Raw genomic sequence first — 22,949 nt, 5'->3', positions numbered from 1 at the left:
CAGCATCTGCTGCTTTTCAGAAATCGCTTGCGCCGTCGGGCAAATCAGTGGCATGATGCCATCATCGCGCCGTTCCGCCCTCACCCATCCCCCTCGCCGGAACGATCCTCGTCAGCATCGGAAAATGCTTGTTGCCGCCCGCGAACGGCGGAAACTGGACGAAGTCCGCGCGCATGCGCTTGATCACGTCCGAGCTTAGTGCGTGCGCAAGGGCTTGCGGGCTGTCGAACATCAGCCGGTTGCGCTGCATGTACTCGACCCGCTGCGACGGCAGCCGGTCGACCCAATCGATGCGCGTGTAGATCTCGATCTGGCGGACGCCGGGGAAGGTCCGCATGATCGACGGATGATGCTCCAGGTAATACAAATTCCAGGCATTCATGTCGTCGGCCGGCCCGGGATAATGCACGAGGTAGCTGCACGGCGTCACCGTGCCGTTCGCATGCGTGGTGTCGTCGACCGGAAAGACGCGCGTCACCATCGCCTGATGCGTCACGTCCAATCCGGCGAGGCTCGGCAGTCCGCGACCTGCCGCAAGACCTGCGAGCACGCTGCCGCGATCCATCGCTGCCTCGCACGCAAACAGGTTTAGAAATCGCAGTTGCAGCGCAAATACCGGCCCGGCCCCGTCGGCCTTGTAGGGATGATCGACCGATTGCTCCAGCGGCGTAAACAGCAGGCCCTCCGCCATTCCCGGAACCGACCCCACCACGGCAGAAGCAGCCGCAACATCGTCCGGGTCAACACGCCGTTCGCCTGTCGGATCGGAGAACGTCATGAACAGCGAGATCATGATGCCGTCATCTCCTCGCCGGCTTGCAGATGCGACATCAGCGCCGCGCGGACGTCGTCGGGCCAGGGTATCGCGTGATGATCGACCAGCGACGTCGCGGCAAGGATCTGGCGCGCGCGCCAGCGCAGGCCATCTGCGCCGGTGACGACGTGCGCCAGATGAAGCGACGCGCGGCCGATCTTGACGATGTGCAGGCCGAACGTCAGACGGTCGCCGAACTTCGACGGCCGTGAGAAGTCGCAGGCCAGATGCACCGTCGGCGTCCCGATCTTGCGGACAGTGATGAGCTCCGGCCAGGAAAACCCGATCGTGGCCCAGAATTCCTCGACCACACCGTTGAGGATGTTCAGGTAGGACGGGAAATAGGCGATGCCCGACGGATCGCAGTCGCCGAACCTCAGCTCGCGATCGAACGAGAACGACGTCATCAGATCGCGACGACGGGGTGCCGGATGACGCCGACGCCATCGACGCCGGCCTCGACCACGTCGCCGGGCCACAGCCATTCCTGGGGGCTCATGCCGGCGCCGACGCCTTCGGGCGTTCCGGTCGCGATGATGTCGCCCGGTTCGAGCGTCATGCCCGACGAAATGTCGGCGATCAAGGTTGGAATATCGAAGATCATGTATCGGGTGTTGGAGTCCTGCTTCATGACGCCATTCTTGGTCAGCCAGAGCCGGAGATCATGCGGATCGGGAATCTCGTCGGCAGTCACGATGCAGGGGCCGAACGGCGCGTAGGTGTCCATGCCCTTGGAGAAGATCCACTGCCCGGCACGGCGATTGTCGCGCGCGGAAATGTCGATCATGACAGAATAGCCGAAGACGTGATCCATCGCCTTCTCGGCCGGGATGCGGCTCGCGGTCTTGCCGACGATGACGGCGAGCTCGACTTCCCAGTCGAGCTGCTGGGTCATGCCGGCATTGTGCTGGATCGCAGCCCCCGGCCCGATCACCGCGGTCGGCGGCTTCGAGAACACGACCGGCTGCTTCGGCAGATCCTTGTCGGTGTCCAGGCTCTTGGCGGACTCCGCGACGTGCGCGCGATAGTTCAGCCCGATGCCAAAGATGTTCTTGCGCGGGCGCGGGATCGGAGCCTGCAGCCTGACGTCCTCGATCGGAACGGCAGCGCCGGCCGGCAGGCGCCCATTGGCGCTGTCGAGGCAATCCTTCAACGCCGGCAGCAGCGTGACACCATGATCGATGAACGACAGCATGTCGGCCGGCCAGACCAGACCGCGTGACGCACCGAGCCGCTCGACATCGACAACCAATCCGTCGACGACAAGTCCAAGGCGGGCACCACCGGAGCCCAGAGTGTAGGTGACAAGACGCATGAAAGCTTGATCCGGTTATTCGGGTTGAAAGCTGTGGGGAAATGTCAGGCCGCGACCGGCTGATGGCCGGCATTGTCGCCGTAGGCCTCTTCCCGGTAGAGGCCGAGCCCCTCGATAACGGGCAGATCGTTGAAGCAGAACAGGCAGGCGTCCTCGCTTTCGGAGGCGTTGCCGTGCTCATGCCAGGCCCAGGACGGAACGCAGAAGATGTCGCGCTCCTGCCACTCGAACCGCTTGCCACCGATCACGGAATAGCCGTGCCCCTTGGCAACCTGATAGACGAAGCTTCCGGTGTGCCGGTGCGATCTGGTCTTCTCGCCCGGCCGCAGCATCTGCATGCTGGCGCCGATGGTCTGCATCACATGCCCGCCGGTGATCGGGTTGACGTAGTTCATGAGGATGCCGTCAAAGGGCGATCCGTCGGTCGCGGCGGCATATTTCCCGAGCGACTCGTAAGTCGGCTCCCACTCATACTTGAACATCGGCGAATATCCGTTCGACCATCGCGAGTCCGCCGGCCGAAGACCGGGATTGCCCCAGGTCTTGGTCATGTCGTCGACGGGATAGCCGGACTCCTCCTGCTGGATCTTCGGGTGCACGACGAAGAAATTGGCCTCCAGCGCGTTGACCAGCGGAATGTCGAGCCCGTCCTGCCAGATGCAGACCGAGCCGTTTGCTTCGACGCCATGCTCGTGCCAGGTGCCGTTCGGCGTCAGCACGAAATCCCGCGCGCCGAGCGTCATCTTGTGACCGTCGACAATGGTGTAAGCGCCCGCCCCTTCCATGATGAAGCGCAGGGCCGAAGCCGAGTGCGCATGGGCGGAGGCCACTTCGCCCGGGTGCATCACCTGCAAGCCTGAATAGAGCCAGCCGACCGCGGCCGACACGTCGCGGCGACCGGGATTGTTGAGGTAGATCACCCGCCGTCCCGCCTTCTCCGGCGAGACCAGCTCGACCGAGCGCAGCACGTGCTCGCGCAGATCGCTGTAGCGCCAGAGCACGGGGATTGACGCCGACTGCGGCTGCCACGGCTCGATCTTGTTGGCGACCGTCCACAGCGCGCCGGCCTCGAATTGCTCGAGATCCTTGTAATAGGCCTTGAGCTCCGGAGTATCCTCGACATTGGCCCGGCCGATGACGTTTTCGCTCATGCTGTCCTCCAAGTCTTACTTCGTGTCGTCCTGGTTCATGACGTCCTGTCTCATGCAGTGCTGTCGCCACACTCACCGCTGTCGTCCTGGCGAAAGCCAGGACCCATAACCACCACATTCACGGCGAGAGGGATCGTGGCCCCGGATCGCCCGACGATGACCATTCGGGGTAATGGGTCCTGGCTTTCGCCAGGACGACGGTGAGGAGCGGTCGTTGGATCGACACGTCCATCATTCCGTCCTGCCTGGGACTGAGACGAAGCTCGCCTGCTCCGCGGCCAGACGTTCGCCGTCTGCAAGGTCGAGCGGCGCCTGCGGACGGCGATTGACCCGCAGATCGAAGATGTCGAACCGGTTATAATGCCCGACGATATCATGCATCTGCTTCGGCTGGATGCAGCGCTCGAGGTCGATGTCGGCATAGACGATGCCTTCATCGTCGATCAGCGGCTCGCCGACGAGACGGCCGTCGGGCCCGATCACCCCTGAGAATGCGCTCGACTTGCGCTGCAAGCGCGCCCGCGCATCGGGCACGACGGTCTGCATCGCCGCGATGATCTCCTCCGACACGGTCGAGCAGGAAACGATCGTGAAAATCTTTCCTTCGAAGGAATGGGCAATGGCGCGCAGCTTGATCGCCTCCGCCATGTCGTAGTCCGGCGGCGCGACGGGCAGCGAGATGTAGCTCGCCACGTGAACCAGCTCGCCCTCCTGCCCCAACAATGCAAAGCGCGCCAGCGTGTTGGTGTTCTCGCCGCAGGCGAGCCCGCCGAGGCGCCCGATCTCGGTCTCATAGCCGCGCGGGCTCGAGCCGTCACCGCCGGTCCAGGTCAGCTTCTCTGCCCAGGTCGGTACCAGCTTGCGGTGCTTGCCGAGCAGCGTTCCGTCCGGGCCGATGAAGACCAGCGTGTTGTAGAGCGCGCCGAGCGACACCGGGCTGCGCTCGTTGACGCCAAGCACGACGTAGCACCCGCTATCGCGTGCGGCCTTGCGGACGATGTCGATCTCGGGACCTGGGACCAGCACCGATGCCTTGACGAGCTTCTCGAACCAGGCGCTTCCGGTGACGGGATCGGTGATCCAGTTCCAATAGGGGTAACCGGGCACGAACACTTCGGGGAATGCGACCAGCTTCGCGCCGTTCGCCGCCGCTTCACGCACCAGTGAGGCGGCCTTGTCGGCGGTCGCGCTCGCATTGAGATAGACGGGAGAAGCCTGGACGGCGGCGGCTCTAAAGCGCGGCAGCTTCAGCATTGGCCCTACCCTGTCGCCGGCTCATACTCGTGGCGCAGCGTTGACTTACTTTACATGTAAACGTATGCTATCGCATATTTCTGGAGGGTGCAATGGCTGAACGGTCTTTTGCTCGCGAGGTCGAGGATCTCCGGCTCGGCGACGGCGACACTTTCCGCGGCGAAGGCATCCTCGCCATCACCAAGGCCCTGCTGCAATCCGGCGTCGCCTATGTCGGCGGCTATCAGGGTTCGCCGATCTCGCATCTGATGGACGTGCTGGCCGACGCCAAGGACGTGCTCGACGATCTCGGCGTCGTGTTCCAGAGCTCCGCCAATGAAGCCGCCGCAGCCGCGATGCTGTCGGCCTCCGTGATGTATCCCCTGCGCGGCGCGGTCGCGTGGAAGTCGACCGTCGGCACCAATGTCGCCTCCGACGCGCTGGCCAATCTCGCCTCCGGTGGCGTCACCGGCGGCACCATGATCATCGTCGGCGAGGATTACGGCGAAGGCTCCTCGATCATGCAGGAGCGCACCCACGCCTTTGCGATGAAATCGCAGATCTGGCTGCTCGATCCGCGCCCCGACCATGAGTGCATCGTCAATTTGATTGAGAAGGGTTTTGAGCTCTCTGAGGTCTCGAACACGCCTGTGATGCTGGAGGTGCGGGTCCGTGCCTGCCACATGCACGGAAGCTTTGCCTGCAAAGACAATGTCAAGCCGGCCCACACCATCAAAGACGCGCTGAACAATCCGAAGCGCGACGTCGGCCGCATCGTGCTGCCGCCGGCGGCCTACGAGCATGAGCAGGAGAAGATCAGGACGCGGATGCCCGCAGCCATCAACTTCGTCCGGGACAACCGGCTGAATGAATGGATGGGGCCGAAGCAGGGCAAGGTCGGCATCATCATGCAGGGCGGGATGTACAACAATGTCATCCGCGCGCTGCAATATCTCGGGCTGTCGGATGCCTATGGCAACACGCAGATTCCGCTCTACGTCATGAACGTCACCTACCCCGTGATCGACACCGAGGTCGCGGAGTTCTGTCTCGACAAGGACGCGGTGCTCATCGTCGAGGAAGGCCAGCCGGAATATCTGGAGCAGGCGATCAACACGGTGCTGCGCCGCCGGGATATCCAGGCGCGCGTCCACGGCAAGGACGTGCTGCCGATGGGTGGCGACTACACCGCGCAGGTACTGCTCGGCGGCGTGCGCGAATTCCTCGAGAAGACCGACCCGCGGCTGCTCGGCAACCGGCCGCCGGCGCCGGACGCAACCGCCGTACTGAGCCACCCGGAGGTCGAGAAGCTGAAGCAGGTCGTGCCGGCACGTCCGCCCGGGCTCTGCACCGGCTGCCCGGAGCGGCCGATCTTCGCCGCGATGAAGCTCGTCGAGAGCGAGCTCGGCGAGCACCACGTGTCCGCTGACATCGGCTGTCATTTGTTCTCGATCCTGCCGCCCTTCAACATCGGCGCGACGACGATGGGTTTCGGCCTCGGCCCGGCCTCGACCTCGGCGTTCAATGTCAAGGCCGACAAGCGCTCGATCGCCGTGATGGGCGACGGCGGCTTCTGGCACAACGGGCTGACGAGCGGCATCGGCAACGCCGTCTTCAACAAGCATGACGGCGTCTTCGTCATCGTCGACAATTACTACACCTCGGCGACCGGCGGTCAGGACATCCTGTCGTCGCGCGCGGTGAGCAAGCGGCGGAACACCAACAACTCGATCGTGCAGGCCGTGAAGGGCATCGGCGGGAAATGGGTCCGGCAGATCGACCGCACCTACGATGTCGGCCGGATGCGCGACACGCTGAAGGAAGCACTGACGACCAAGGAGCAAGGCCCGAAGGTCATCGTCGCGTCCTCCGAATGCATGCTGAACAAGCAGCGCCGCGTGAAGCCGCAGATCAGCAAGGCGATCAAGGACGGCGTTCGCACCGTCAAGGAACGGTTCGGCGTCGATGAGGACGTCTGTACCGGCGACCACGCCTGCATCCGCCTCTCCGGCTGCCCGTCGCTCTCGGTCAAGCAGCTCGACGATCCCTTGCGCGACGACCCCGTTGCGGCCATCGACAATTCCTGCGTCGGCTGCGGCAACTGCGGCGAGGTCGCGGAAGCGGCTGTGCTGTGTCCCTCGTTCTATCGCGCCGACGTCATTCACAATCCGACCGGCTGGGACAGGTTCAAGTCGAAAGTCGCGATGGCCGTGATCGGCTGGTTGCAGCGGCGGCGCGATCGCCGTCGTCCGGCACTCGAGGCTCTGGCATGAGATTCTTGGCATGAGAGCTTTGGCATGAGAGACGAAACGGTGAAGCTGGCCCTCCCCGCCGCGGGTGACGCAACCGAGCGGCCGATCTCGATCGCGATCGTCGCGATGGGCGGCCAGGGCGGCGGCGTGCTCACCGACTGGATCGTCCAGCTCGCCGAGAACCACGGCTGGGTCGCGCAGTCGACCTCGGTGCCCGGCGTCGCCCAGCGCACCGGCGCCACGATCTACTACATCGAGGCGATGCCGCCGCTCGACGGCCGCAAGCCGATCCTGTCGCTGATGCCGACGCCCGGCGATGTCGACGTCGTGATGGCGGCGGAGTTCATGGAAGCCGGGCGCTCGATCCTGCGCGGCCTGGTGACGCCGGACCGCACCACGCTGATCGCATCCAACCACCGGACCTTTGCGATCGGCGAGAAGATCGTGCCGGGCAACGGCATCGCCGACAAAGGCGCGGTGACCGGCGCCATCGGAATCGCCGCCAAGACCGAGATCATCTTCGACATGAATGCGCTGGCGATCGCCAACGGCAGCGTGATCTCGGCCGCGATGTTCGGCGCCCTCGCCGGCGCCGGCGTGCTGAGCTTCAGCCGCGACAGCTATCTCGACGTCATCCGCGCCGGCGACAAGGGCGCGCAAGCCAGCATTCGCGCGTTCGAAGCCGCGTTTGACCGGGTGCAGTCGAAATCTCCGGAGCCGACGGCACCCGCGCGACCGGAGACTGCCAAGACGCCCCCCTCTCCGGCGGCTCTGGATCCCCGCCTTGCCGGCCTCGCCGCCCGGCTGACGCAGGAATTGCCCGAGGCCGTCCAAGCCATCGGCCGCGCCGGGCTGAAGAAGGTGGTCGATTTCCAGGACGTCGCCTATGGCGGCGAATATCTCGACATCCTCGGCAAGCTCCACGCCGCCGATCGCAGCGCCGGTGGTGCCGAGTGGAATTTTGCCTTCACCGAGGCCGCGGCAAAATATCTCGCCAACGCCATGACCTATGACGACGTCATCCGCGTTGCCGACCTCAAGACCCGATCTGGCCGCCGCGCGCGGATCGAAGGCGAGCTCGAATTGTCCGAGGGCCAGGTGCTCCAGACCACCGAGTTCATGCATCCCCGCATGGAGGAGGTCATGGGCATGCTGCCGGCGGGATTTGCCCGCTGGCTCGGCGCCAAGCCCGGCCTGCTCGGCTGGCTCGACCGTCGCGTCAACAAAGGACGAAGGGTGCGGACCTACGCGCTGCCCTGGTTCCTCGCGCTCTATGTCGTCGGCGGACTGCGGGGCCTACGCCGCCGCTCGCTGCGCCATGCCATCGAGACCGCGCACCGGGACGAATGGGTCAAGTTCGCGACGGAGGCAGTCCGAACGAACTATCAATTGGGCGTCGAGATCCTGCAATGCCGGCGCCTCGTCAAAGGCTATTCCGACACCCACAGCCGCGGCCTGTCGAAATTCGACAAGACGCTGGCCGCGATCAAGCTGGTCGCGCCGCGCGAGGATGCCGCCGACTGGGCGCGCCGCCTGCGGGAAGCCGCGCTGAAGGACAGCGCCGGCAAGGAGCTCGACGGCGTGATCCAGACCATCAAGAGCTTCGCATGACGTCATCGGCGCTCAAGGAGAACATCGCGCCCGTCTTCGGGCAGATCGAGACCCGGCTTTGGCTGCAGCTGCTGTCGCTGCATGGCGAGCTCTTCGCGTCGCTGAATTCCATGCTGAGCTCGGAGTTCGGACTGTCGCTCGCCAAGTTCGACGTGCTGGCGCAGCTCGATCGCTACCGGGACGGCCTCGCGCTCGGGCAGTTGTCGCAGAATCTGAAAGTGTCCGGCGGCAACGTCTCGGGCCTGGTGCAGCGCCTGCTGGCTGATGATCTCATCAGCAAGGAGATGTCGAGCGAGGACCGCCGCTCGTTCATCGTCCGTCTGACGCCGAAGGGCGAGGCCCTGTTCAGGAAGGCCGCCGACGTGCATAAGAAGCACTTGAGCGAACGGCTCGAAAGCATCCCCGCCCGGGAGCTGGAGACGGCGCTTTCGGTGCTGCGGTCCCTCTCCTCGAAACTCGGCAGCGAAAGCAAGCAGCAGGGTCGCAAGAAGTAATGGCCAAAGAATCCAGGAGCAGATGGAAATCCGGTCCACCGCGGACGCGGGACCAGCTGCAAAGCTACATTCCCTATCTGTTCAACCGGCTCGCCAATCGCTGGAACCTGGATCAGAACCGCGATCTCAGCGAGCACAACATCAACAACGTCGTATTCCGGACGCTGTCGGTGCTGTTCATCTACAAGACCCTGACCGTCAACGAGATTGCCGTTCTGGCCGTTACCGAGCAGTCGACCGCGAGCCGCATGGTGGAGTCGATGGTGACGGCGGGCCTCGTCAAGCGCGAAATCGCGGAGGAGGACCAGCGTCGCCGCGTCGTCGGATTGACGCCGGACGGCGAAGCGCTGCTGCGCAAGATCTGGCCGATCATGGAGGCCAACTACGACCGGCTGACCGTGGGCATCGACCCCGACGAGATCGAGGTCTGCGCCCGGGTGCTGGCCAGGATGGTCGAGAACATCCGCCAGAACCAGATCTGATCTGACCCGACCTGATCTTGCGATCAGGGGCTGAGGCCGGCAAGGCTGGTGCCGCCGCAGACATAGAGCACCTGGCCGGTCACGAAGTCCGAGCGCTCGTCGAGGAAGAAGCTGATCGCGTGCGCCACGTCCTCGCGGGTGCCGAGCCGCCCGACCGGAACGTTGCGTGCCATCCTCTCCTGCTGCTCGGAGCCCTTCGGGATGATGCCCCAGAAATTGTCGGTCAGGATCGGACCCGGCGCGACCACGTTCACCGTGATCCCGCTCGACGCCAGCTCCAGCGCCCATGTCCGCGCCATGCCGTGCACGCCGGCCTTGGTCGCGGAATAGGCCGAGCGCGTGGCCGCGCCCATCGCGGCGCGCGAGCTCACGAACACGATCCGCCCGAACCGCCGCGACCGCATCCCTTCCATCGCTGCCTGGGTCAGCAGCATCGGTGCGCCCAGATGCAGCTGCGCCAGTGTCAGGATGTCTTCCGGCTTCGCATCGGGCAGCAGGTTCGGCAGGATGATGCCGGCATTGTGCACGAGGCAGTCGATGGCATGATCGCGGCAGATCTCCTCGGCGATGGCTCGCGTCTCCGCCATGCTTGTCAGGTCCGCGCGATAGGCGGTGAGCAGGTCGTGGGTCCACACAGGCTTCTCCAGCCCGACCGAGACCACCCGCTGTCCTTCGCCAACGAGCTTCTTCGCCAGCGCCTCGCCGATCCCGGAATTGCCGCCGGTGATGAGTGTAGTGCGGGTCATGATCGGCTCCCTGCCAATTGTCACTCCTGCCGCCGCTTGAGGTCGCGACAATCGAAGAACGCGTCCTCGCGCATCAGCTTCGCGACGAATTCCTTCAACCCGGCGCGCTGGATCTTCTCGGTCGCGGTCAGCGGGAGTTTCTCGACGAAACAGATCCAGCCCGGTGCCTTGTAATAGGCCATCTGCTCCAGGCTCCAGCGCACGATGTCTTCGGCGAGCGCACGATCCGCCCCCGGCTGCTCCGCGATGATCACGGCCGCGACCTCGTCGCCGCGCACCTGGTCGGGCGTCGCCGCCACCGCGGCCTGCCGGATCGCGGGATGGCGGTTGAGGACGGATTCGACCTCGACCGCGGCGATGTTCTCGCCGGAGCGGCGGATCACGTTCTTCTTGCGATCGACGAAATGCAGGTCGCCATCGCCATCGCGCGATACGATGTCCCCGGTATGGAGCCAGCCGTCCTTCCAGGCCTCGGCGGTGGCTTCCGGATTCTTCAGGTACTCCCTGAAGAAGCCGTAGCGGGGATCGGCCCCCGCCCGCCGCACCAGCAGTTCGCCCGGCGTCCCCACCGATGCATCGTTGCCGCCGTCGTCGACGATCCGAACCTCGACTTCGGGCGCCGGACGGCCGAAGCAGCTGGTGCCGACCTTGCGCGGCTCGACATTGGCGGCGATCACGCCGCCGCTGCCGGTCTCGGTCATCGCCCAGGCCTCGAGCAGCGGAAAGCCGAAGCGCGCCTCGAACGGCGCGTGCAGCAGTCTGTCGACGCCGGCGCCGAAGCCGAACTTCACATTGTGCGCGCGATCTTCATCAGATGGCGGCGCGCTCATCAGCATCGAGGGCATCACGCCAAGATAATGCAGGCAGGTCGCGCGGCTGTCGCGCACGGATCTCCACCAGCTGCGCGGATGGAAGCGATCGAGCATGGTCAGGCTGCCACCGACCGACAGCATCGCCATCAGCGACACCGCCATCGCATTCATGTGAAACAGCGGCAGCGGCGTGATCATGCGCTCGCCTTCGTTCTTGAGATCGATCAAGCCGCCGACGTCGCGATACCAGTTTCCGGAATGCAGGAAATAGGTGTTGGTGAGCACGCAGCCCTTGGGCTGGCCTGTCGTCCCCGAGGTATAGAGCAGCGCGCATTCGGTCATCCCGTCGCCTGCGTTCGCCGGCCGCGCGCCGCCGAATGGGGCCGGGACGTCGTCGCCCTCGGTCGCCACGGGAACCGGCCGGCCGGCCTGGCGCGCCGCAGTCTCGACCTCGTCGCGGCGTTTGGCGAGCACGAACGCGGCATTCATCTCGGAATGCGCGATGATGTATTCGAGCTCGCTGACCCGCAGATCGGGGTTGATCGGCACCACGGAGACGCCGAGCGCGTTCAGCGCGAACCACAGCTCGACGAAGCGCGGCCTGTTCTCGAGCAGGAGCCCGACCCGATGGCCTTCGCCATAGCCGCGTCCGGCAAACGCCGTGCGCCAGCGCTCCACCCGCTCGAGCATGGCACGATACGAGATCTCCCCGGCCGCGATGCCGTAGATCTCGGCCGTCTCGGGCAGCACGTTGAGAAAGCCGGCGTCCCCCCGGCTGAGGGCGATGTCGCGGAAGCGGGCATGAACAGTGGTCGCAACGGTCAAGGCGCACTCACATGAAGAGCTGGATATTGCCGAAGGGGGCGTCGAAGTTCACGAGATCGATGCGCTTGAGCATGATCTTGAGGTCGTCGCCGACCTGGACGAGATCGTGCGATGCCCATCCCGAAAAGCGCTCCAGCGTGTCGCCGCGGGTCTCGGTGTAGATGTAGGACGTCCGCGCCTTGAAGACGCCGGCCGCCGGATCGCAGGCAACAATCCGCGGCGCCTGCAGCAGATGATGGCAACGGCTCTTCGGCTTCTGGCTGAAGGTGCGTTCGCCGGTCAGGCGCTCGACGCGCACCTTCATCAGCAACAGGTCTTCATACATCAGTGACGGCTGCAGCACCGGATCCTGCTGCTGCCATTCCAGCGGCATCCAGTAGCGCGCCTCCGGATGAAACAGCTCGAGCCAGGCCTGCCACTGCATCGTGTCGAGCAGCTCGGCTTCCCGATAGATGAAATCGGTGATGGTGTTTTCGCTGATCATTCGGCGGCCTCGACGGGCTGGTCCACGTCCTGCTTCATGTCCATGGTCATGTATTTGGCCCAGGCATGAAACTGGTTGCGCATCTGGCGCTCCGACGTGCCGTTGATGACGGCGGTGACGTCAGGCTCCTCGCCGCTCTCGTAGAGCCTGCGCAGATTGACCCATTGATTGCCGTTCGACTTCAGTCCTTCCTGGGCCCGCTCGTACATTTCCAGATCGTCGTGCCCGACGATCGAGGTCGGCGCATTGATGAAGCGGTTGTACATCAGCGCCCGCTCATAGAGCTTGTCGGGCGCGCCGACCAGCCGATAGACCCAGCTCTCCACCAGCGTCCGGTCGACCGCGATCGGGATGAAATTGCGCAGGATCTGCACCGCACCCTTGACCATGATGTTCGGGAAATACACGGTGTTGTGCCGAACTTCTCCCAGGATCTCGTGCGCCCGTTTCTTGCCATAGGCGGCAACCATCTGGCCGAGATAGCCCTCGACGTCCGAATAGTTCGAATGGATGGAGTTGGCGACGCCGGTATGGCCATGGCCGTTGGGCCAGATCCGGATGCCGCTCTGTTCGTAGAACTCGTACGGGCTCATGAACGGCCCATAGAGCTGCACCGCCATCGGCGTCTCGGTGGAATTGCCCTGCTCGCGCTGCCAGACCTTGATGGCGGTACCGGCCGAGCTCTCATGCGCCACCATCGGATGGCAGGTGTCGGTCTGGTTCTCGACCAGCATCTTCCAATTGCAGGTGTGCATGTAGCGGATCGGCACGGCCTCGACGGCCAGCTTCCCCTCCGGCGAGCGGTCGGCCATGTTGTCGATGGTCGAGAGGCTTTCGCCGAAATAATCCTCGAAAGCGACGCCGTTCTCGCTCAGCCGCGCGAAGATGAAATCGCGGTAGATCACGACATTCTTGATCTTCGACAGCCCGCCGTTCGCCTGCGTGTCGGCGAACCCGGTGCCCTCGTAGCCCTTCTTCAGCGGGATCGCGAGCAGCGAGCCGTCGGTCTTGAACGACCAGGCATGATAGGGGCAGCGGAAGAATTTTCCGGTGTTGCCGCACGGCTCGGAGGCGATCTTGACGCCCTTGTGCGGACAGCGGTTGTAGAAGACGTGGATCGAGCCGTCGGTGTGGCGGCTCGCCATGACCGGCTGCCGGCCGATATTGGCGGTGATGAAATCGCCTGGCTTCGACAGCTGACTGGCATGGCCGACATAGATCCAGCTGTTGGGAAACAGATGCTCCATCTCGAGCTCGAAAACCTCGGGATCGACATAGACGTCGCGATGCACTTCGGCGTCGCGCACGAGCCCCGCGATCGCACGGGGATTCTTTCCGTATTTCGCCATGGCGCCTCTTGCCTCCTCTCAGAGATCCAACACCAGCCGTTCCGACTTCGCACGCGACACGCAGATCTGCATGACCTTGTTGGACGCCTTCTCGTCGTCGCTGAGAATGACGTCACGATGATCGGGCACGCCTGCGATCACCCCGCACTGGCAGATGCCGCAATCGCCGCGCTGGCAATCGTAGAGCACGTCGAGGCCCGCTGCTTCCAGCGCCTGGATGATGCTCTGATCGGTCGCGACCGTGATGACCTGCCCGGTCGACTTGAGCTCGACCTCGAACGGCTGGTTGGGGGAACCGGGCTGCTCCGCCTTGAACAGCTCGAAATGGATGCGCTTTGCCGGAATGCCCTTGGCGAGCGCGGCTGATTTCACCGCGTCGACCATGCCGGCCGGGCCGCAGACATAGACGTGCGCATCCGCGGGCGCATCGCCGAGCGCTGCCGCGATATCGAGGCGGGACGCATCGCTGTCGTAATGAACCGCGAGGCCCTCCGAACAGACCGCCTGCAACTGCGGCAGGAACCCCAGCAGCCCCGGCATTCGCCCGGCATAGTGCAGGCGATAGGGAATTCCCTGCGCCTTCAGCTCCGCCGCCATCGACAGGATCGGCGTGACGCCGATGCCGCCGGCAAACAGCAGCGCGGGCGCTGTGCCCTCATGAAGACCGAAATTGTTGACCGGCGCGGTCGCCCTCACGACGTCCCCGACCTGAAGCGCGTGGATGAACTGCGAGCCACCGGTCGACGCCTCCTCGCGCAGCACCCCCAGCGCCACCGTACCGTCGGGCAGGTCCGGCAACGCCATCAGGGAGTACGGCCGGTCTCCCCCGTTCGGCAGCAGCACGCGAATATGCGCGCCCGCTTGCCATTGTGGCACGGCGCCGCCCTCCACGTCGAACACGACGCTGCGAACGACCGACGTCTCCGCAACGACCGACTGCACCTTGAGCTTAAGCGGATGCGCGTCCATTTCGGGCATCTCATATTATATGAATTTGCATATTTTTATACATGTAATAATTCCCTGTCAATCGCCGACGTGGCGACAGGACGCGGGTGCATCAGGGCTTATGGGACCGGTCGATGCCGAAAGGTCGGTGGCCTGCGACCGCCACCATGGCGCGTGACCTGCATGATCGTGAGGCCGAACGGGATACGAAATGAATCGTGTCCAGCGCGCCGCCTGGGCTCGTTTGGTCACCGGTCGGCCGGCGCCGGGGCTCAGGGCATGGCGCCAAACCAGATCACGAGCGCGAAGATCACCAACAAGGCGACGGTGATGATCGCTTCGCTCGTGGGTATTCGCTTCATGGGCCGCCTCCGCACGCGGGAGCGGGACGCTGCGACGGGGCGGTGGTTCACATCAGCACAACACCGCCCGCTTGAAATGCATGCGGACGGCGTCGGCTCTAGCCCCAGGAAGGAAATGCAAAATCCCGGTAGCAATTACGTCTACACATCGACGCAGAAAGTTCACCTGACGATTGGCATACCCCAAAGGGTGTAGGACCGCCGACCGCAAACGACGCCATTGAGGCCCCTCCTTGGGGCACCCTCGGCTCCATCACGAGCTCACCATGACGATCTCACCACGACCATGAGCCACACGGCGTGGCGCCGGCAGCGCCTGTCGCTCGGGACCGACGTTAGCGCCAAGACCCGTCCGGCCCAAGGGGTAAAGTCGGATGGTCGCGGTTGTCTTTGTCGGGCTTGACCTTGAACCCCTGTCGAAACGCGAACCAGATAAAGCCGCCTAGTGCGGCCACACAAATCGGCGCGAGAATCCAGTCGGGCATGTCGTGGTCCTCCAGTCTACCGACAATTTGGTCGCCGCTACCTTCGGCCGAGTTCAATACGGACGCCGCTCGCCATTGCAGCGCGCGGCCTCAAGCGCTCGCCGCGAGCACCAAGAAGTGCCGCCCGGCGCGAACCAAGGCGCGAATTTTGTCGGAGGGAGCTGCACGTCGCACCGCTTCACTCTACCACGTCACAAACCGTTGGTACGTCGCCGGACATTCCTGAAGAGCGCAAAAACCTGCGCAAAAATGAGGGGCGAACCCCGGTAATCGCGCTCTGATTGCGGGGGCGATAGCGACAATCAATCACTCTCCGTGGTGAGTGCGGCATAATTTGCTGATGATCCAACACGAAGCATCTGGACATCTGCGAAAAGTCCAGGAAAGCATCTGTCTGGGAACAACTGGGTGAAATTCAATACGGTCAAATGAAGCGGAAGGACTCATTACAGAATATGACTACACGGAGCTCGGCCGTAACAGCAAGGCGACACCTTGAACATTGATGTCATTGATTTCTAATTTAGTGATCTAGTGCCAACGTGAAGTCAGCGCGCGGGCGCGGTTTGAATTCAGTTTCATATTCTTTGAACTGCACTTCGTATTCAGGGCGCAGCCTCGGCGAACTCGCGTTTTCTACATAGACCAAAAAGTCCGCATCACGGTTTGTCGCGGCGAACCGCCGCAACACAGTCACGCCCTCCACGATTACAGAGCGTTCAGCCCTGATCCGGAAGTCGATGATGCGGCCTATTTCTTCTTCGCGATATCGATAACGGCCTTCGCCTTCGAAGAGAAAAAGGTCTGTTTCGATTAGCGATACGTTGAGCCACCACGCCAAAAATCTGCCCAGCGTCGTCTTTCCGCAGCCTGGGCGACCGTCGATTGCAATGATCCTTGGCGGCAGGTTGTAAAGCACTGGCGCGAGCGCATCCACGACTGGCGCATATTCTCTGTCGCGTCCATTCCTGCTCATCTCACCCGACACGAACAGTAGCCCTGCTGCTGCGTAGAAGCCGCGCCAACTCTTGGGCATGTTCGATGCCTGTACCAGCGGGCATGTCAAACATGACGTGCTTGCTTCCAAGCCCGATATCTTTGTCAGTGTTGAGCATAACAAAGCATGGCTCACCTGACTGGCGCTCTTTCACTTCAGCGACGAACGGCGAATTTTTCATATGACGCCCTTGCGGTTGAGAATCGATCTCATCGACTCTAGCGGTATCGATCCCAAGCCGCGCACTGAAGCGGCTTTTTATCCACATGTGCACAGACTCCGCGTTTCGTATTCCGAGCAATTTTTAACTCTTCATCCAGGCATCTCTACTTGCTGCTGAAGCAATAGCAGTCGGTGATCGGCTTTTGATGACTCCGATTCCTGCCCGTGCTGCGGTGACCGTCGGTCAACATGGCTCGCGGATGATGATGACGGCACGGCCGTCGTCGGAAGTATTTGGCAAGCCATACACCGAACACGTGGATAGCTGGGTGGAAGACCGGGCGCGCTTGCACTACGGTGATGGTGGCATTGGAGTGTACCCGTCGCGTCAGAACTTGGCGCTGGAATCGGCCTCCGATTAACCGAGCCAAGCGACGAATTCACTCCACGACCACACCTTGACTGAAATCTTGGCTCGCTGAATCTTGGAAGCGAGCCGAGCGTCGTTTGTTACAAGAACGTCAGCCTCGTCAGCAGCCGTTGCGGCTATCAGCGCGTCTTCCGCGTGTTTCGTATTTCCTGCCATGTGCGCCACGATTGAGGCGTTAACTGAGTCGCTGCCCCAACTGCTTTCGTCCCAGTTGGACACGTCCCAAACTGCGCCGCTAGTCGATACCTTCTCCACCATTCCGCAGATTGCTAGCAAAGCTGCGCGCCTAGGCTCTGGAGCCCGCGATAGCTCATCGCGCTGAACGTGGGTACTAACGAGTGTTAATCGCCCCTCTGCGACGCGCCGCTGCATGGCGCTGAGTGCGACCTGATCGTCCACAACCAGGTCATGAACGTTACTGTCCAGCACGATTTTCATGAGTCAGTGCTTTATCTGAGAATGAACCTTTATGTAGAATAGTTTCAGCCAATGGAAATCTACCTTTGGCCAAGTGGCTGAAATCGTTGGAACGAGTGAAGGGAAGCGAACCCTCGTATTCAGCTTGGAAGACGGACGTTCGGCGAGGCTTTTCACCGTAAATTCTGACACATCGACCCTAAACAGCCCATTGAGCGCGAACGGCCATTTCAGACCTGTCAGAGGCCTGGAGGGTCCACCGATGATAAAGAAAGGGTCCGCCAACTGAGACGGCCTCACGTCTGTTCGCGCTGGCATGGGCGGAGGTCTTCCGAGCTTATCGAGAATTCAGCCAGCGTTGCGCCCGCAGCGGTCATGAAAGCTACTGCAAGGGTTCATCCCTTGCGCCAAAAGGAAAAATGATGGCTGGTGCCCCCATCGACACGCAGCGGGATCGTACCCAATTTGTATTCCGGATGGTGCCGTGCCCCGTTTCGGGTCTTGGTGCGCCACTGCTATTAGGTCAATGGTCCTGCCCGATAGCCTCTCGTTCCGAAGTTTGCCTGGTCCCCTCCTCACCATCGTGCGGCCATGCTTTGGTCAAAACTGCGTTGAGTGCTTGGCGGGAACATCGACGTCATGACAATGCGATTCGCCGCTTTTGGTGACACTGGATCAGGGGACAGGTCGCCACCGCATTCTTGAGATGCCCACTGCAAAGGCTTGGGATGGAAAGGGCAAGGTTCGACAAGGCCAGGATTTTCGCTTTTGGCGACGCTCGGAGCATTGCGACTTACTCGGCCGAAATCTTGATAATTGCCGGGATTTATGGCGGCCTTGCCGAATCCGCGCGATTGATTCCGGCGATAAATTCGACCGGGACGACGCTATGGCCACCAACCGGGCTTGCGCTCGCGCTGGTCCTGCTGCGCGGTTACCGGATCTGGCCGGCGATCCTGCTGGGAGCCGTCTCTCCCTACCTCATGGCCGACCGATCGTTCCTGGAGTTTGGCGCCGCCGGGATCGGCAGCCTCCTTGCTGCATTTGCCGGGACACAGCTGATCGACCGCTGGTCGAACGGTCGCGAGACGTTTGCCACGCCTTCCGGCGTCGTAAAATTTGCGGTCGTTTCCTTTGCGCCGACCACGATTATCAGTTCAACCATCGCCCTAGCCGGCTTCGCGCTCGCCAACGAATCGAGCGTTGCCGATTCCGTCGTCGCCGGGGTGACCTGGTGGCTTGCGGACGCTGCCGCGGCGCTGGTGATTGCTCCGCTCATCGTGCTCTGGGCGGCGATGCCCTTACGCATTCATTCCACATGGAAGCTGCTGGAATCGATCGCTGTCCCCGCTCTCGCTGCTATCATCGGGATCGTTGCTTACAGCCCACTCGTCGGTACCGACCTCATCAGCACTGACCTCGACGTGTTGCTGCCGCACCGGGGCCTTCTGGGCTTTCTGATTTTACTACCCTTGATCTGGGCCGGGCTGCGCGGCGATCGATGCACCGTGTCGACGGCTGCGTTCATTTTTGTCGGAATGGCCGTGTGGGGATTCTCGGTGGGGAATGACCCATTTCCAAAACTGGATCCGAATGGCGCATTGTTATCCTTGCTCGTGCTTTCGATCATCGTATCGGCACCTCCTCTTGCGCTCGCAGCGGCAATTGCGACGCGCCAGACCACGGAAGTCCATCTACTTTCCGTTCAGGACCAACTGAACGGTCAACTTGAACGGAAAGCCTTGGCGCTCGACAGCATCAGACGGCACTTCCAGACCCTTATCGAAGGCGTCGTCGACTATGCGATTTTTGCACTTGATCGAGAAGGACACGTTACGAGTTGGAACAGCACCGCTCAGAAAATCATCGGCTACAGCTCGGAAGAAATCATCGGCAAGCATTTTGGAATATTGTACCGGCCGGATGAGCGACGCGCGGGTTCACCAGCACACGCGCTGGAGACGGCAATCGAAAGAGGCAGGTACGACGTCGAGGGTTGGCGCATCAGAAAGAACGGCACGCCGTTCTTCATCACGGGCTCGGTCTCGTCGAGCCATGACGACGCAGGAAATCTGATCGGCTTCATCAGTATTCTGCGGGACGCAACCGAGCGACGCGACGCGGAGGAGAAGCTGGTTCAGGCGCGCGAACAGCTCGCGATGTCACAGAAAATGGAGGCAATCGGCAAGCTGACCGGCGGGATTGCACACGACTTCAACAATCTATTGATGATCATCGGAGGCAGCGCCCAGATCTTCACGCGCCTGCTCGATCCAAAACTGCCCAAGGCAATCGAAGCCATCCAGACCGCGGCCAAACGCGGCGAGAGCCTCACACGCCAATTGCTGACCTTCTCTCGTCATCAGCATCTCAGCCCGACGGTCGTCGATCTGAATGCGTCCATCAAGAACATGCGGACCATGATCGAGAGCTCACTGCGCGGGAACATCGTGTACAACGAGAACGTCGGTGAGGGTGTCGCGTCGGTCAAGGTGGACCTCGCCGAGCTGGAACTTGCGATCGTCAACATCGCCGTCAATGCGCGCGATGCAATGCCGAGCGGCGGCACGTTCACCCTGTCCGTCCATGCGGTGACCGCGAACCAGGAAACCGGCGGCGATCGCCGTGCAAAGGCCTTCTTTGCGATAGCGCTTGGCGATACCGGCACGGGTATTCCGCCACATCTTCTGTCCAAGATGTTCGATCCGTTTTTCACGACCAAGGAGGTCGGCAAAGGGACCGGGCTCGGTCTGTCCCAGGTCTATGGTTTTGCCCACCAGGCGGGTGGAACGGTGACGGCAGACAGCAAGGTTGGACAAGGAACGACGATTACAATCTACTTGCCGTCCAGTGCAGACGAGCAAACCGCCACTAAAGACCTCGCTGCTGCCAAGGCAAGACCGAAGCAGCCGCAGCGGCAGACGGTTCTCGTTGTCGACGACAGCCCAGAAGTGGCGGATGTGACATCATCGCTGTTCGAGCATCTGGGTTATGAAACGATCTATCGGGATTCGGCCGAAGCGGCGTTGAAATTGCTCGATGCCGGCACGAGGATCGATCTCGTCTTCAGCGATATCGTCATGCCGGGAACGATCGATGGCGTCGGGCTCGCGAGAGAAGTGCGGTCGCGCTACCCGGGTTTGCCGATCGCCCTGACCACCGGGTACAGCGATGCTGCAAATGCGGCACCGCCAAATCTAAAGATACTCCGCAAGCCGTTCGATACCGAGGCACTGAGAGATTTCATCCAGGATCTTGCGCCCCCGAGATCAGCGCGATCATCCGTCGTACCTTTGGCGTCGAACACGACCGACGCTTTGCGCAGACATTGACCGGTCGCCATCGCGGCTGTTCGACCGTGCCGATGCAGTGATCGAGCAGGCTTCCCTCGTCGCAAATGCGCGAATCCGGTTCCGGCCTACCCCGCTGGGTGCGCAGTCTCGCAAGTTGAGCTACTCGGCGCCGTGCGCACTCATAAATCATGACCTTCTTATCGCGCTAGACAGCATCCATTGCCCGGAGGAGCGGTTCGGTAGGTTCAGGTTTGCGGCGGGCGGCGCCCAGGGTCTATCGAGCCGAACCACCGTCAGTTCGCCGAGCCCGTCTGCACTGCGATCTTGTTCTGCGCTATGATGGCTTCGGCCCGCGCGAGATTTTCCAGTAGGCGCTGGCTGGTCAAGACAAGGAAGTAGTAGCCGAACTGCGGGTTCTGGAAGTAGATCTCGAGCAACTTTTCATAGGTGATGGTTAGAACGTGGCCATCCTCGATACATTCGATCGTCGCGGTCCGGCGGTTGTCGGGTGTGAGGAAGCCGAGTTCACCCATCAGGCGGCCCGGCGGAACGTCGACGTCGATCTCGACGACCCGGAATCTGCCGGTAACGGTCAGCAGCATTTCGTTGGCCGCGTCACCTTTCTTCATCAAGACATCGCCCTTGCGATACTTGCGCTGGGTCATGAACGGCTTGAGCCACTCCATCGACATGTCGCCCTGCGTTGCGGCGCGCGCCTTCTTCACGAGAGCGAGCATTTGGCGAAGGCGATAGGCGTTTATGGGAACCATCAAGAGATAAAGAAGAAACGTCGTAACGGCTCCAGTGAGCGCACCGAAGATGGCGAAGAATACGCAACCGATCATGTTGGCGACCCGAAGCGGCACCATGGTCTGCGTCAGCAGGGTGGCGACAAAGAAGATCGCGCCAACCAGGGCGAACATGTTTGCCAGGGTGATATTGTGCAGAAAGATTTCCAGCAGGCGGCTGAAAATGGCGTCCCAGGTCACGTCATTGGGATCGAGACCCATCTGAAGCAGAATCTTAGCGAACCTGAGGTTATTGGTTGCTGCATCTAGAATGCGATCCAGCATGCTGGACACGTCTGCGCTGAGTATCATTTGATTTCGCCAAAGTGCTGTGTAAGCCGATACCGGTAGCGGCTATTCCGGATGAAACCATTGCGCTCGTCAACTCAAACCAAAGACTCGGCGAGGGCGAGATAGAGCACAAATAGGGGAATGAAGCGACCATCGGCCGCTCCGCAGGCAAGCCTCCTTCCTGCGCCGCCGGAATCACCGCATGCGTTAGGAGCGCGAGAACGGAGCCGATCGCCAGCGCTCGGGCAAAGACCGCTTCGAGCACATCGTTGCCGCCAATGAAGCCTTTGCCAACCGCCGCGGCCACGATGCTGGCGTGAACCTCCAAGCGCTTTCCCGCATCACGATCGCCACGCAGCAGCCGTCATGCCGAAGGGACAGTGGTCCTCAACTGCGGCGATGGCTCACCATCTTCACGTTGACGACGTGGCAAAGCGGGATGCGCAAACGAAGCGCATCAAGCGTCGAGCTCAACAAGCGAACGTTTGTCAGAACGAGAAAGCGCGACTTGTCAGAATGAAACTCTCCTGACGCGCTAAGCTATTGAAATCATTGGAGCGGGTGAAGGGAATCGAACCCTCGTATTCAGCTTGGAAGGCTGCTGCTCTACCATTGAGCTACACCCGCGTCGAACGATCCCCTAACACGGCCGGACGGCCGTCTCAACTGCCTCGGCGGATGGCTTTGTTGTCCGGCAAACGCAGATATTTCGGCGCGATCCGCCCGGTTCCTGGTGCGGACGGGCCGGCTGGCGGCCTTAACAGCGGCGGATTCGCCACCTATATTGCTGGTCCCATCAACAAAGAAAAGGAGGTGATCTAGTGTCTTGTCTCAAGCGCTGTCACCTCGCTGGGATCGCCCGCTAGGCCCTGAGCAATCAGCCTGGCATCGGGGCGCTCTCAGCCCTGGACCAGCGAGACATCAATATCAGGGGCGCGGCGGAAGCGATTCCGCCGCGCCTTTTTGCCGTCGAGCCGCGAAGTTCGCCGCGGCCCTGCCCGCCCGATTCACGCGTTCAAGCCTGCCGGGCGGAAGCCGGTTTCCGCGCGGTTTCGGGGGATACCTTGTCGCAGCCCCAAATCGATCCGATCCGCTACACATGAAATGTCGCCGCGGGCCACCGCGAGACGTCCTAGGTGGTGTGGACACTAGCGCATCCATAGAACAATGGCAGCGAGAGTGACGACGGCCCGGTAATTCCGGGCCGT

At 62.2% G+C, this 22,949-nt stretch carries 22 protein-coding genes and 1 tRNA gene; 7 read left to right on the top strand and 16 right to left on the bottom strand.

The window, feature by feature from the left end:
- Positions 1–61: 61 nt before the first annotated feature.
- From FNJ47_RS16985 to FNJ47_RS16965, 5 genes are all read right to left on the bottom strand, one after another.
- Entirely contained in the window at positions 62–793 is a 732-nt protein-coding gene (locus tag FNJ47_RS16985) for an EthD family reductase (RefSeq protein ID WP_163155025.1), read from the bottom strand.
- Positions 790–1,221: an acyl-CoA thioesterase gene (locus FNJ47_RS16980; protein ID WP_163155023.1), complete on the bottom strand. Its 432-nt coding sequence runs from the start codon at positions 1,219–1,221 to the stop codon at positions 790–792. Before FNJ47_RS16980 ends, FNJ47_RS16985 begins: the two co-directional genes overlap by 4 nt.
- On the bottom strand, positions 1,221–2,129 hold the full coding sequence (locus tag FNJ47_RS16975) for a fumarylacetoacetate hydrolase family protein (RefSeq protein ID WP_163155021.1): 909 nt from the start codon (positions 2,127–2,129) through the stop codon (positions 1,221–1,223). The genes FNJ47_RS16980 and FNJ47_RS16975 overlap by 1 nt, the downstream gene beginning before the upstream one ends.
- Before the next feature lie 44 nt (positions 2,130–2,173).
- Positions 2,174–3,280, bottom strand: coding sequence for a cupin domain-containing protein (locus FNJ47_RS16970; protein ID WP_163155019.1), 1,107 nt, complete (start codon positions 3,278–3,280; stop codon positions 2,174–2,176).
- A gap of 231 nt (positions 3,281–3,511) precedes the next feature.
- Positions 3,512–4,534 carry a carbon-nitrogen hydrolase family protein gene (locus FNJ47_RS16965; protein ID WP_163155017.1) on the bottom strand — a complete coding sequence of 341 codons (1,023 nt, stop codon included), beginning with the start codon at positions 4,532–4,534 and terminating at the stop codon, positions 3,512–3,514.
- 92 nt (positions 4,535–4,626) lie between these two features.
- Here FNJ47_RS16965 and FNJ47_RS16960 point away from each other — a divergent pair, with 92 nt between their 5' ends.
- From FNJ47_RS16960 to FNJ47_RS16945, 4 genes are read left to right on the top strand one after another with little or no spacing between them, the layout of a single operon-like run.
- The gene (locus FNJ47_RS16960) at positions 4,627–6,786 is read left to right on the top strand and encodes a thiamine pyrophosphate-dependent enzyme (protein WP_163155015.1); all 2,160 of its coding nucleotides are present in this window, start codon (positions 4,627–4,629) and stop codon (positions 6,784–6,786) included.
- Between the two features lie 24 nt (positions 6,787–6,810).
- Complete coding sequence (locus FNJ47_RS16955; RefSeq protein ID WP_163155013.1) at positions 6,811–8,376, top strand: indolepyruvate oxidoreductase subunit beta family protein; 1,566 nt, start codon at positions 6,811–6,813, stop codon at positions 8,374–8,376.
- Positions 8,373–8,870 carry a MarR family winged helix-turn-helix transcriptional regulator gene (locus FNJ47_RS16950; protein WP_163155011.1) on the top strand — a complete coding sequence of 166 codons (498 nt, stop codon included), beginning with the start codon at positions 8,373–8,375 and terminating at the stop codon, positions 8,868–8,870. Before FNJ47_RS16955 ends, FNJ47_RS16950 begins: the two co-directional genes overlap by 4 nt.
- Entirely contained in the window at positions 8,870–9,352 is a 483-nt protein-coding gene (locus FNJ47_RS16945) for a MarR family winged helix-turn-helix transcriptional regulator (protein ID WP_163155009.1), read from the top strand. Before FNJ47_RS16950 ends, FNJ47_RS16945 begins: the two co-directional genes overlap by 1 nt.
- A 23-nt stretch (positions 9,353–9,375) precedes the next feature.
- Here the strand turns inward: FNJ47_RS16945 and FNJ47_RS16940 are convergent, their stop codons facing one another.
- From FNJ47_RS16940 to FNJ47_RS16920, 5 genes are read right to left on the bottom strand one after another with little or no spacing between them, the layout of a single operon-like run.
- Entirely contained in the window at positions 9,376–10,098 is a 723-nt protein-coding gene (locus FNJ47_RS16940; RefSeq protein WP_163155007.1) for an SDR family NAD(P)-dependent oxidoreductase, read from the bottom strand.
- A 20-nt stretch (positions 10,099–10,118) separates the two neighbouring features.
- Complete coding sequence (locus tag FNJ47_RS16935; RefSeq protein ID WP_163155005.1) at positions 10,119–11,735, bottom strand: ATP-dependent acyl-CoA ligase; 1,617 nt, start codon at positions 11,733–11,735, stop codon at positions 10,119–10,121.
- A 7-nt stretch (positions 11,736–11,742) separates the two neighbouring features.
- Entirely contained in the window at positions 11,743–12,219 is a 477-nt protein-coding gene (locus tag FNJ47_RS16930) for an aromatic-ring-hydroxylating dioxygenase subunit beta (protein ID WP_163155003.1), read from the bottom strand.
- On the bottom strand, positions 12,216–13,568 hold the full coding sequence (locus FNJ47_RS16925) for an aromatic ring-hydroxylating dioxygenase subunit alpha (protein WP_163155001.1): 1,353 nt from the start codon (positions 13,566–13,568) through the stop codon (positions 12,216–12,218). Before FNJ47_RS16925 ends, FNJ47_RS16930 begins: the two co-directional genes overlap by 4 nt.
- An 18-nt stretch (positions 13,569–13,586) precedes the next feature.
- A complete protein-coding gene (locus FNJ47_RS16920) occupies positions 13,587–14,537 on the bottom strand; it encodes a PDR/VanB family oxidoreductase (protein ID WP_163154999.1) in 951 nt (316 codons plus the stop codon).
- Between the two features lie 258 nt (positions 14,538–14,795).
- Between FNJ47_RS16920 and FNJ47_RS16915 the strand changes: the two genes are divergently transcribed.
- Positions 14,796–15,074 (top strand): hypothetical protein, encoded by a 279-nt coding sequence (locus FNJ47_RS16915; RefSeq protein WP_163154997.1) that lies wholly within the window; start codon positions 14,796–14,798, stop codon positions 15,072–15,074.
- 812 nt (positions 15,075–15,886) lie between these two features.
- Here FNJ47_RS16915 and FNJ47_RS16910 read toward each other — a convergent pair.
- From FNJ47_RS16910 to FNJ47_RS16900, 3 genes are all read right to left on the bottom strand, one after another.
- Complete coding sequence (locus tag FNJ47_RS16910; RefSeq protein WP_163154995.1) at positions 15,887–16,399, bottom strand: nucleoside/nucleotide kinase family protein; 513 nt, start codon at positions 16,397–16,399, stop codon at positions 15,887–15,889.
- Complete coding sequence (locus FNJ47_RS16905) at positions 16,341–16,628, bottom strand: hypothetical protein (protein ID WP_163154993.1); 288 nt, start codon at positions 16,626–16,628, stop codon at positions 16,341–16,343. The genes FNJ47_RS16910 and FNJ47_RS16905 overlap by 59 nt, the downstream gene beginning before the upstream one ends.
- A 312-nt stretch (positions 16,629–16,940) precedes the next feature.
- On the bottom strand, positions 16,941–17,390 hold the full coding sequence (locus tag FNJ47_RS16900) for a hypothetical protein (RefSeq protein WP_163154991.1): 450 nt from the start codon (positions 17,388–17,390) through the stop codon (positions 16,941–16,943).
- A 707-nt stretch (positions 17,391–18,097) separates the two neighbouring features.
- Here FNJ47_RS16900 and FNJ47_RS16895 point away from each other — a divergent pair.
- A complete protein-coding gene (locus tag FNJ47_RS16895; protein WP_163154989.1) occupies positions 18,098–20,701 on the top strand; it encodes an MASE1 domain-containing protein in 2,604 nt (867 codons plus the stop codon).
- 254 nt (positions 20,702–20,955) lie between these two features.
- On the opposite strand, the gene FNJ47_RS16890 is transcribed toward FNJ47_RS16895, so the two are convergent.
- From FNJ47_RS16890 to FNJ47_RS16880, 3 genes are all read right to left on the bottom strand, one after another.
- Positions 20,956–21,762 carry a cyclic nucleotide-binding domain-containing protein gene (locus tag FNJ47_RS16890; protein ID WP_163154987.1) on the bottom strand — a complete coding sequence of 269 codons (807 nt, stop codon included), beginning with the start codon at positions 21,760–21,762 and terminating at the stop codon, positions 20,956–20,958.
- A complete protein-coding gene (locus FNJ47_RS16885) occupies positions 21,701–22,069 on the bottom strand; it encodes a hypothetical protein (protein ID WP_163154985.1) in 369 nt (122 codons plus the stop codon). Before FNJ47_RS16885 ends, FNJ47_RS16890 begins: the two co-directional genes overlap by 62 nt.
- 225 nt (positions 22,070–22,294) lie before the next feature.
- A tRNA-Gly gene (locus FNJ47_RS16880) sits at positions 22,295–22,368 on the bottom strand.
- 60 nt (positions 22,369–22,428) lie between these two features.
- Between FNJ47_RS16880 and FNJ47_RS53240 the strand changes: the two genes are divergently transcribed.
- Entirely contained in the window at positions 22,429–22,563 is a 135-nt protein-coding gene (locus FNJ47_RS53240) for a hypothetical protein (RefSeq protein WP_283811256.1), read from the top strand.
- Positions 22,564–22,949 lie beyond the last annotated feature (386 nt).

The sequence above is a fragment of the Bradyrhizobium uaiense genome, assembly GCF_010811875.1.
Classification (GTDB): domain Bacteria; phylum Pseudomonadota; class Alphaproteobacteria; order Rhizobiales; family Xanthobacteraceae; genus Bradyrhizobium; species Bradyrhizobium uaiense.
The sequence above is the reverse complement of the archived record's forward strand: the minus strand, read 5'-3'. Positions and strand labels throughout refer to the sequence as shown.

What these genes read in the sequence shown, in the direction of transcription:
- FNJ47_RS16985 (WP_163155025.1), bottom strand. Translation starts at nt 793, where the DNA reads ATGATCTCGCTGTTCATGACGTTCTCCGATCCGACAGGCGAACGGCGT.
- FNJ47_RS16980 (WP_163155023.1), bottom strand. Translation starts at nt 1,221, where the DNA reads ATGACGTCGTTCTCGTTCGATCGCGAGCTGAGGTTCGGCGACTGCGAT.
- FNJ47_RS16975 (WP_163155021.1), bottom strand. Translation starts at nt 2,129, where the DNA reads ATGCGTCTTGTCACCTACACTCTGGGCTCCGGTGGTGCCCGCCTTGGA.
- FNJ47_RS16970 (WP_163155019.1), bottom strand. Translation starts at nt 3,280, where the DNA reads ATGAGCGAAAACGTCATCGGCCGGGCCAATGTCGAGGATACTCCGGAG.
- FNJ47_RS16965 (WP_163155017.1), bottom strand. Translation starts at nt 4,534, where the DNA reads ATGCTGAAGCTGCCGCGCTTTAGAGCCGCCGCCGTCCAGGCTTCTCCC.
- FNJ47_RS16960 (WP_163155015.1), top strand. Translation starts at nt 4,627, where the DNA reads ATGGCTGAACGGTCTTTTGCTCGCGAGGTCGAGGATCTCCGGCTCGGC.
- FNJ47_RS16955 (WP_163155013.1), top strand. Translation starts at nt 6,811, where the DNA reads ATGAGAGACGAAACGGTGAAGCTGGCCCTCCCCGCCGCGGGTGACGCA.
- FNJ47_RS16950 (WP_163155011.1), top strand. Translation starts at nt 8,373, where the DNA reads ATGACGTCATCGGCGCTCAAGGAGAACATCGCGCCCGTCTTCGGGCAG.
- FNJ47_RS16945 (WP_163155009.1), top strand. Translation starts at nt 8,870, where the DNA reads ATGGCCAAAGAATCCAGGAGCAGATGGAAATCCGGTCCACCGCGGACG.
- FNJ47_RS16940 (WP_163155007.1), bottom strand. Translation starts at nt 10,098, where the DNA reads ATGACCCGCACTACACTCATCACCGGCGGCAATTCCGGGATCGGCGAG.
- FNJ47_RS16930 (WP_163155003.1), bottom strand. Translation starts at nt 12,219, where the DNA reads ATGATCAGCGAAAACACCATCACCGATTTCATCTATCGGGAAGCCGAG.
- FNJ47_RS16925 (WP_163155001.1), bottom strand. Translation starts at nt 13,568, where the DNA reads ATGGCGAAATACGGAAAGAATCCCCGTGCGATCGCGGGGCTCGTGCGC.
- FNJ47_RS16920 (WP_163154999.1), bottom strand. Translation starts at nt 14,537, where the DNA reads ATGGACGCGCATCCGCTTAAGCTCAAGGTGCAGTCGGTCGTTGCGGAG.
- FNJ47_RS16915 (WP_163154997.1), top strand. Translation starts at nt 14,796, where the DNA reads ATGGCGCCAAACCAGATCACGAGCGCGAAGATCACCAACAAGGCGACG.
- FNJ47_RS16910 (WP_163154995.1), bottom strand. Translation starts at nt 16,399, where the DNA reads ATGCCCAAGAGTTGGCGCGGCTTCTACGCAGCAGCAGGGCTACTGTTC.
- FNJ47_RS16905 (WP_163154993.1), bottom strand. Translation starts at nt 16,628, where the DNA reads ATGTGGATAAAAAGCCGCTTCAGTGCGCGGCTTGGGATCGATACCGCT.
- FNJ47_RS16900 (WP_163154991.1), bottom strand. Translation starts at nt 17,390, where the DNA reads ATGAAAATCGTGCTGGACAGTAACGTTCATGACCTGGTTGTGGACGAT.
- FNJ47_RS16895 (WP_163154989.1), top strand. Translation starts at nt 18,098, where the DNA reads ATGGAAAGGGCAAGGTTCGACAAGGCCAGGATTTTCGCTTTTGGCGAC.
- FNJ47_RS16890 (WP_163154987.1), bottom strand. Translation starts at nt 21,762, where the DNA reads ATGATACTCAGCGCAGACGTGTCCAGCATGCTGGATCGCATTCTAGAT.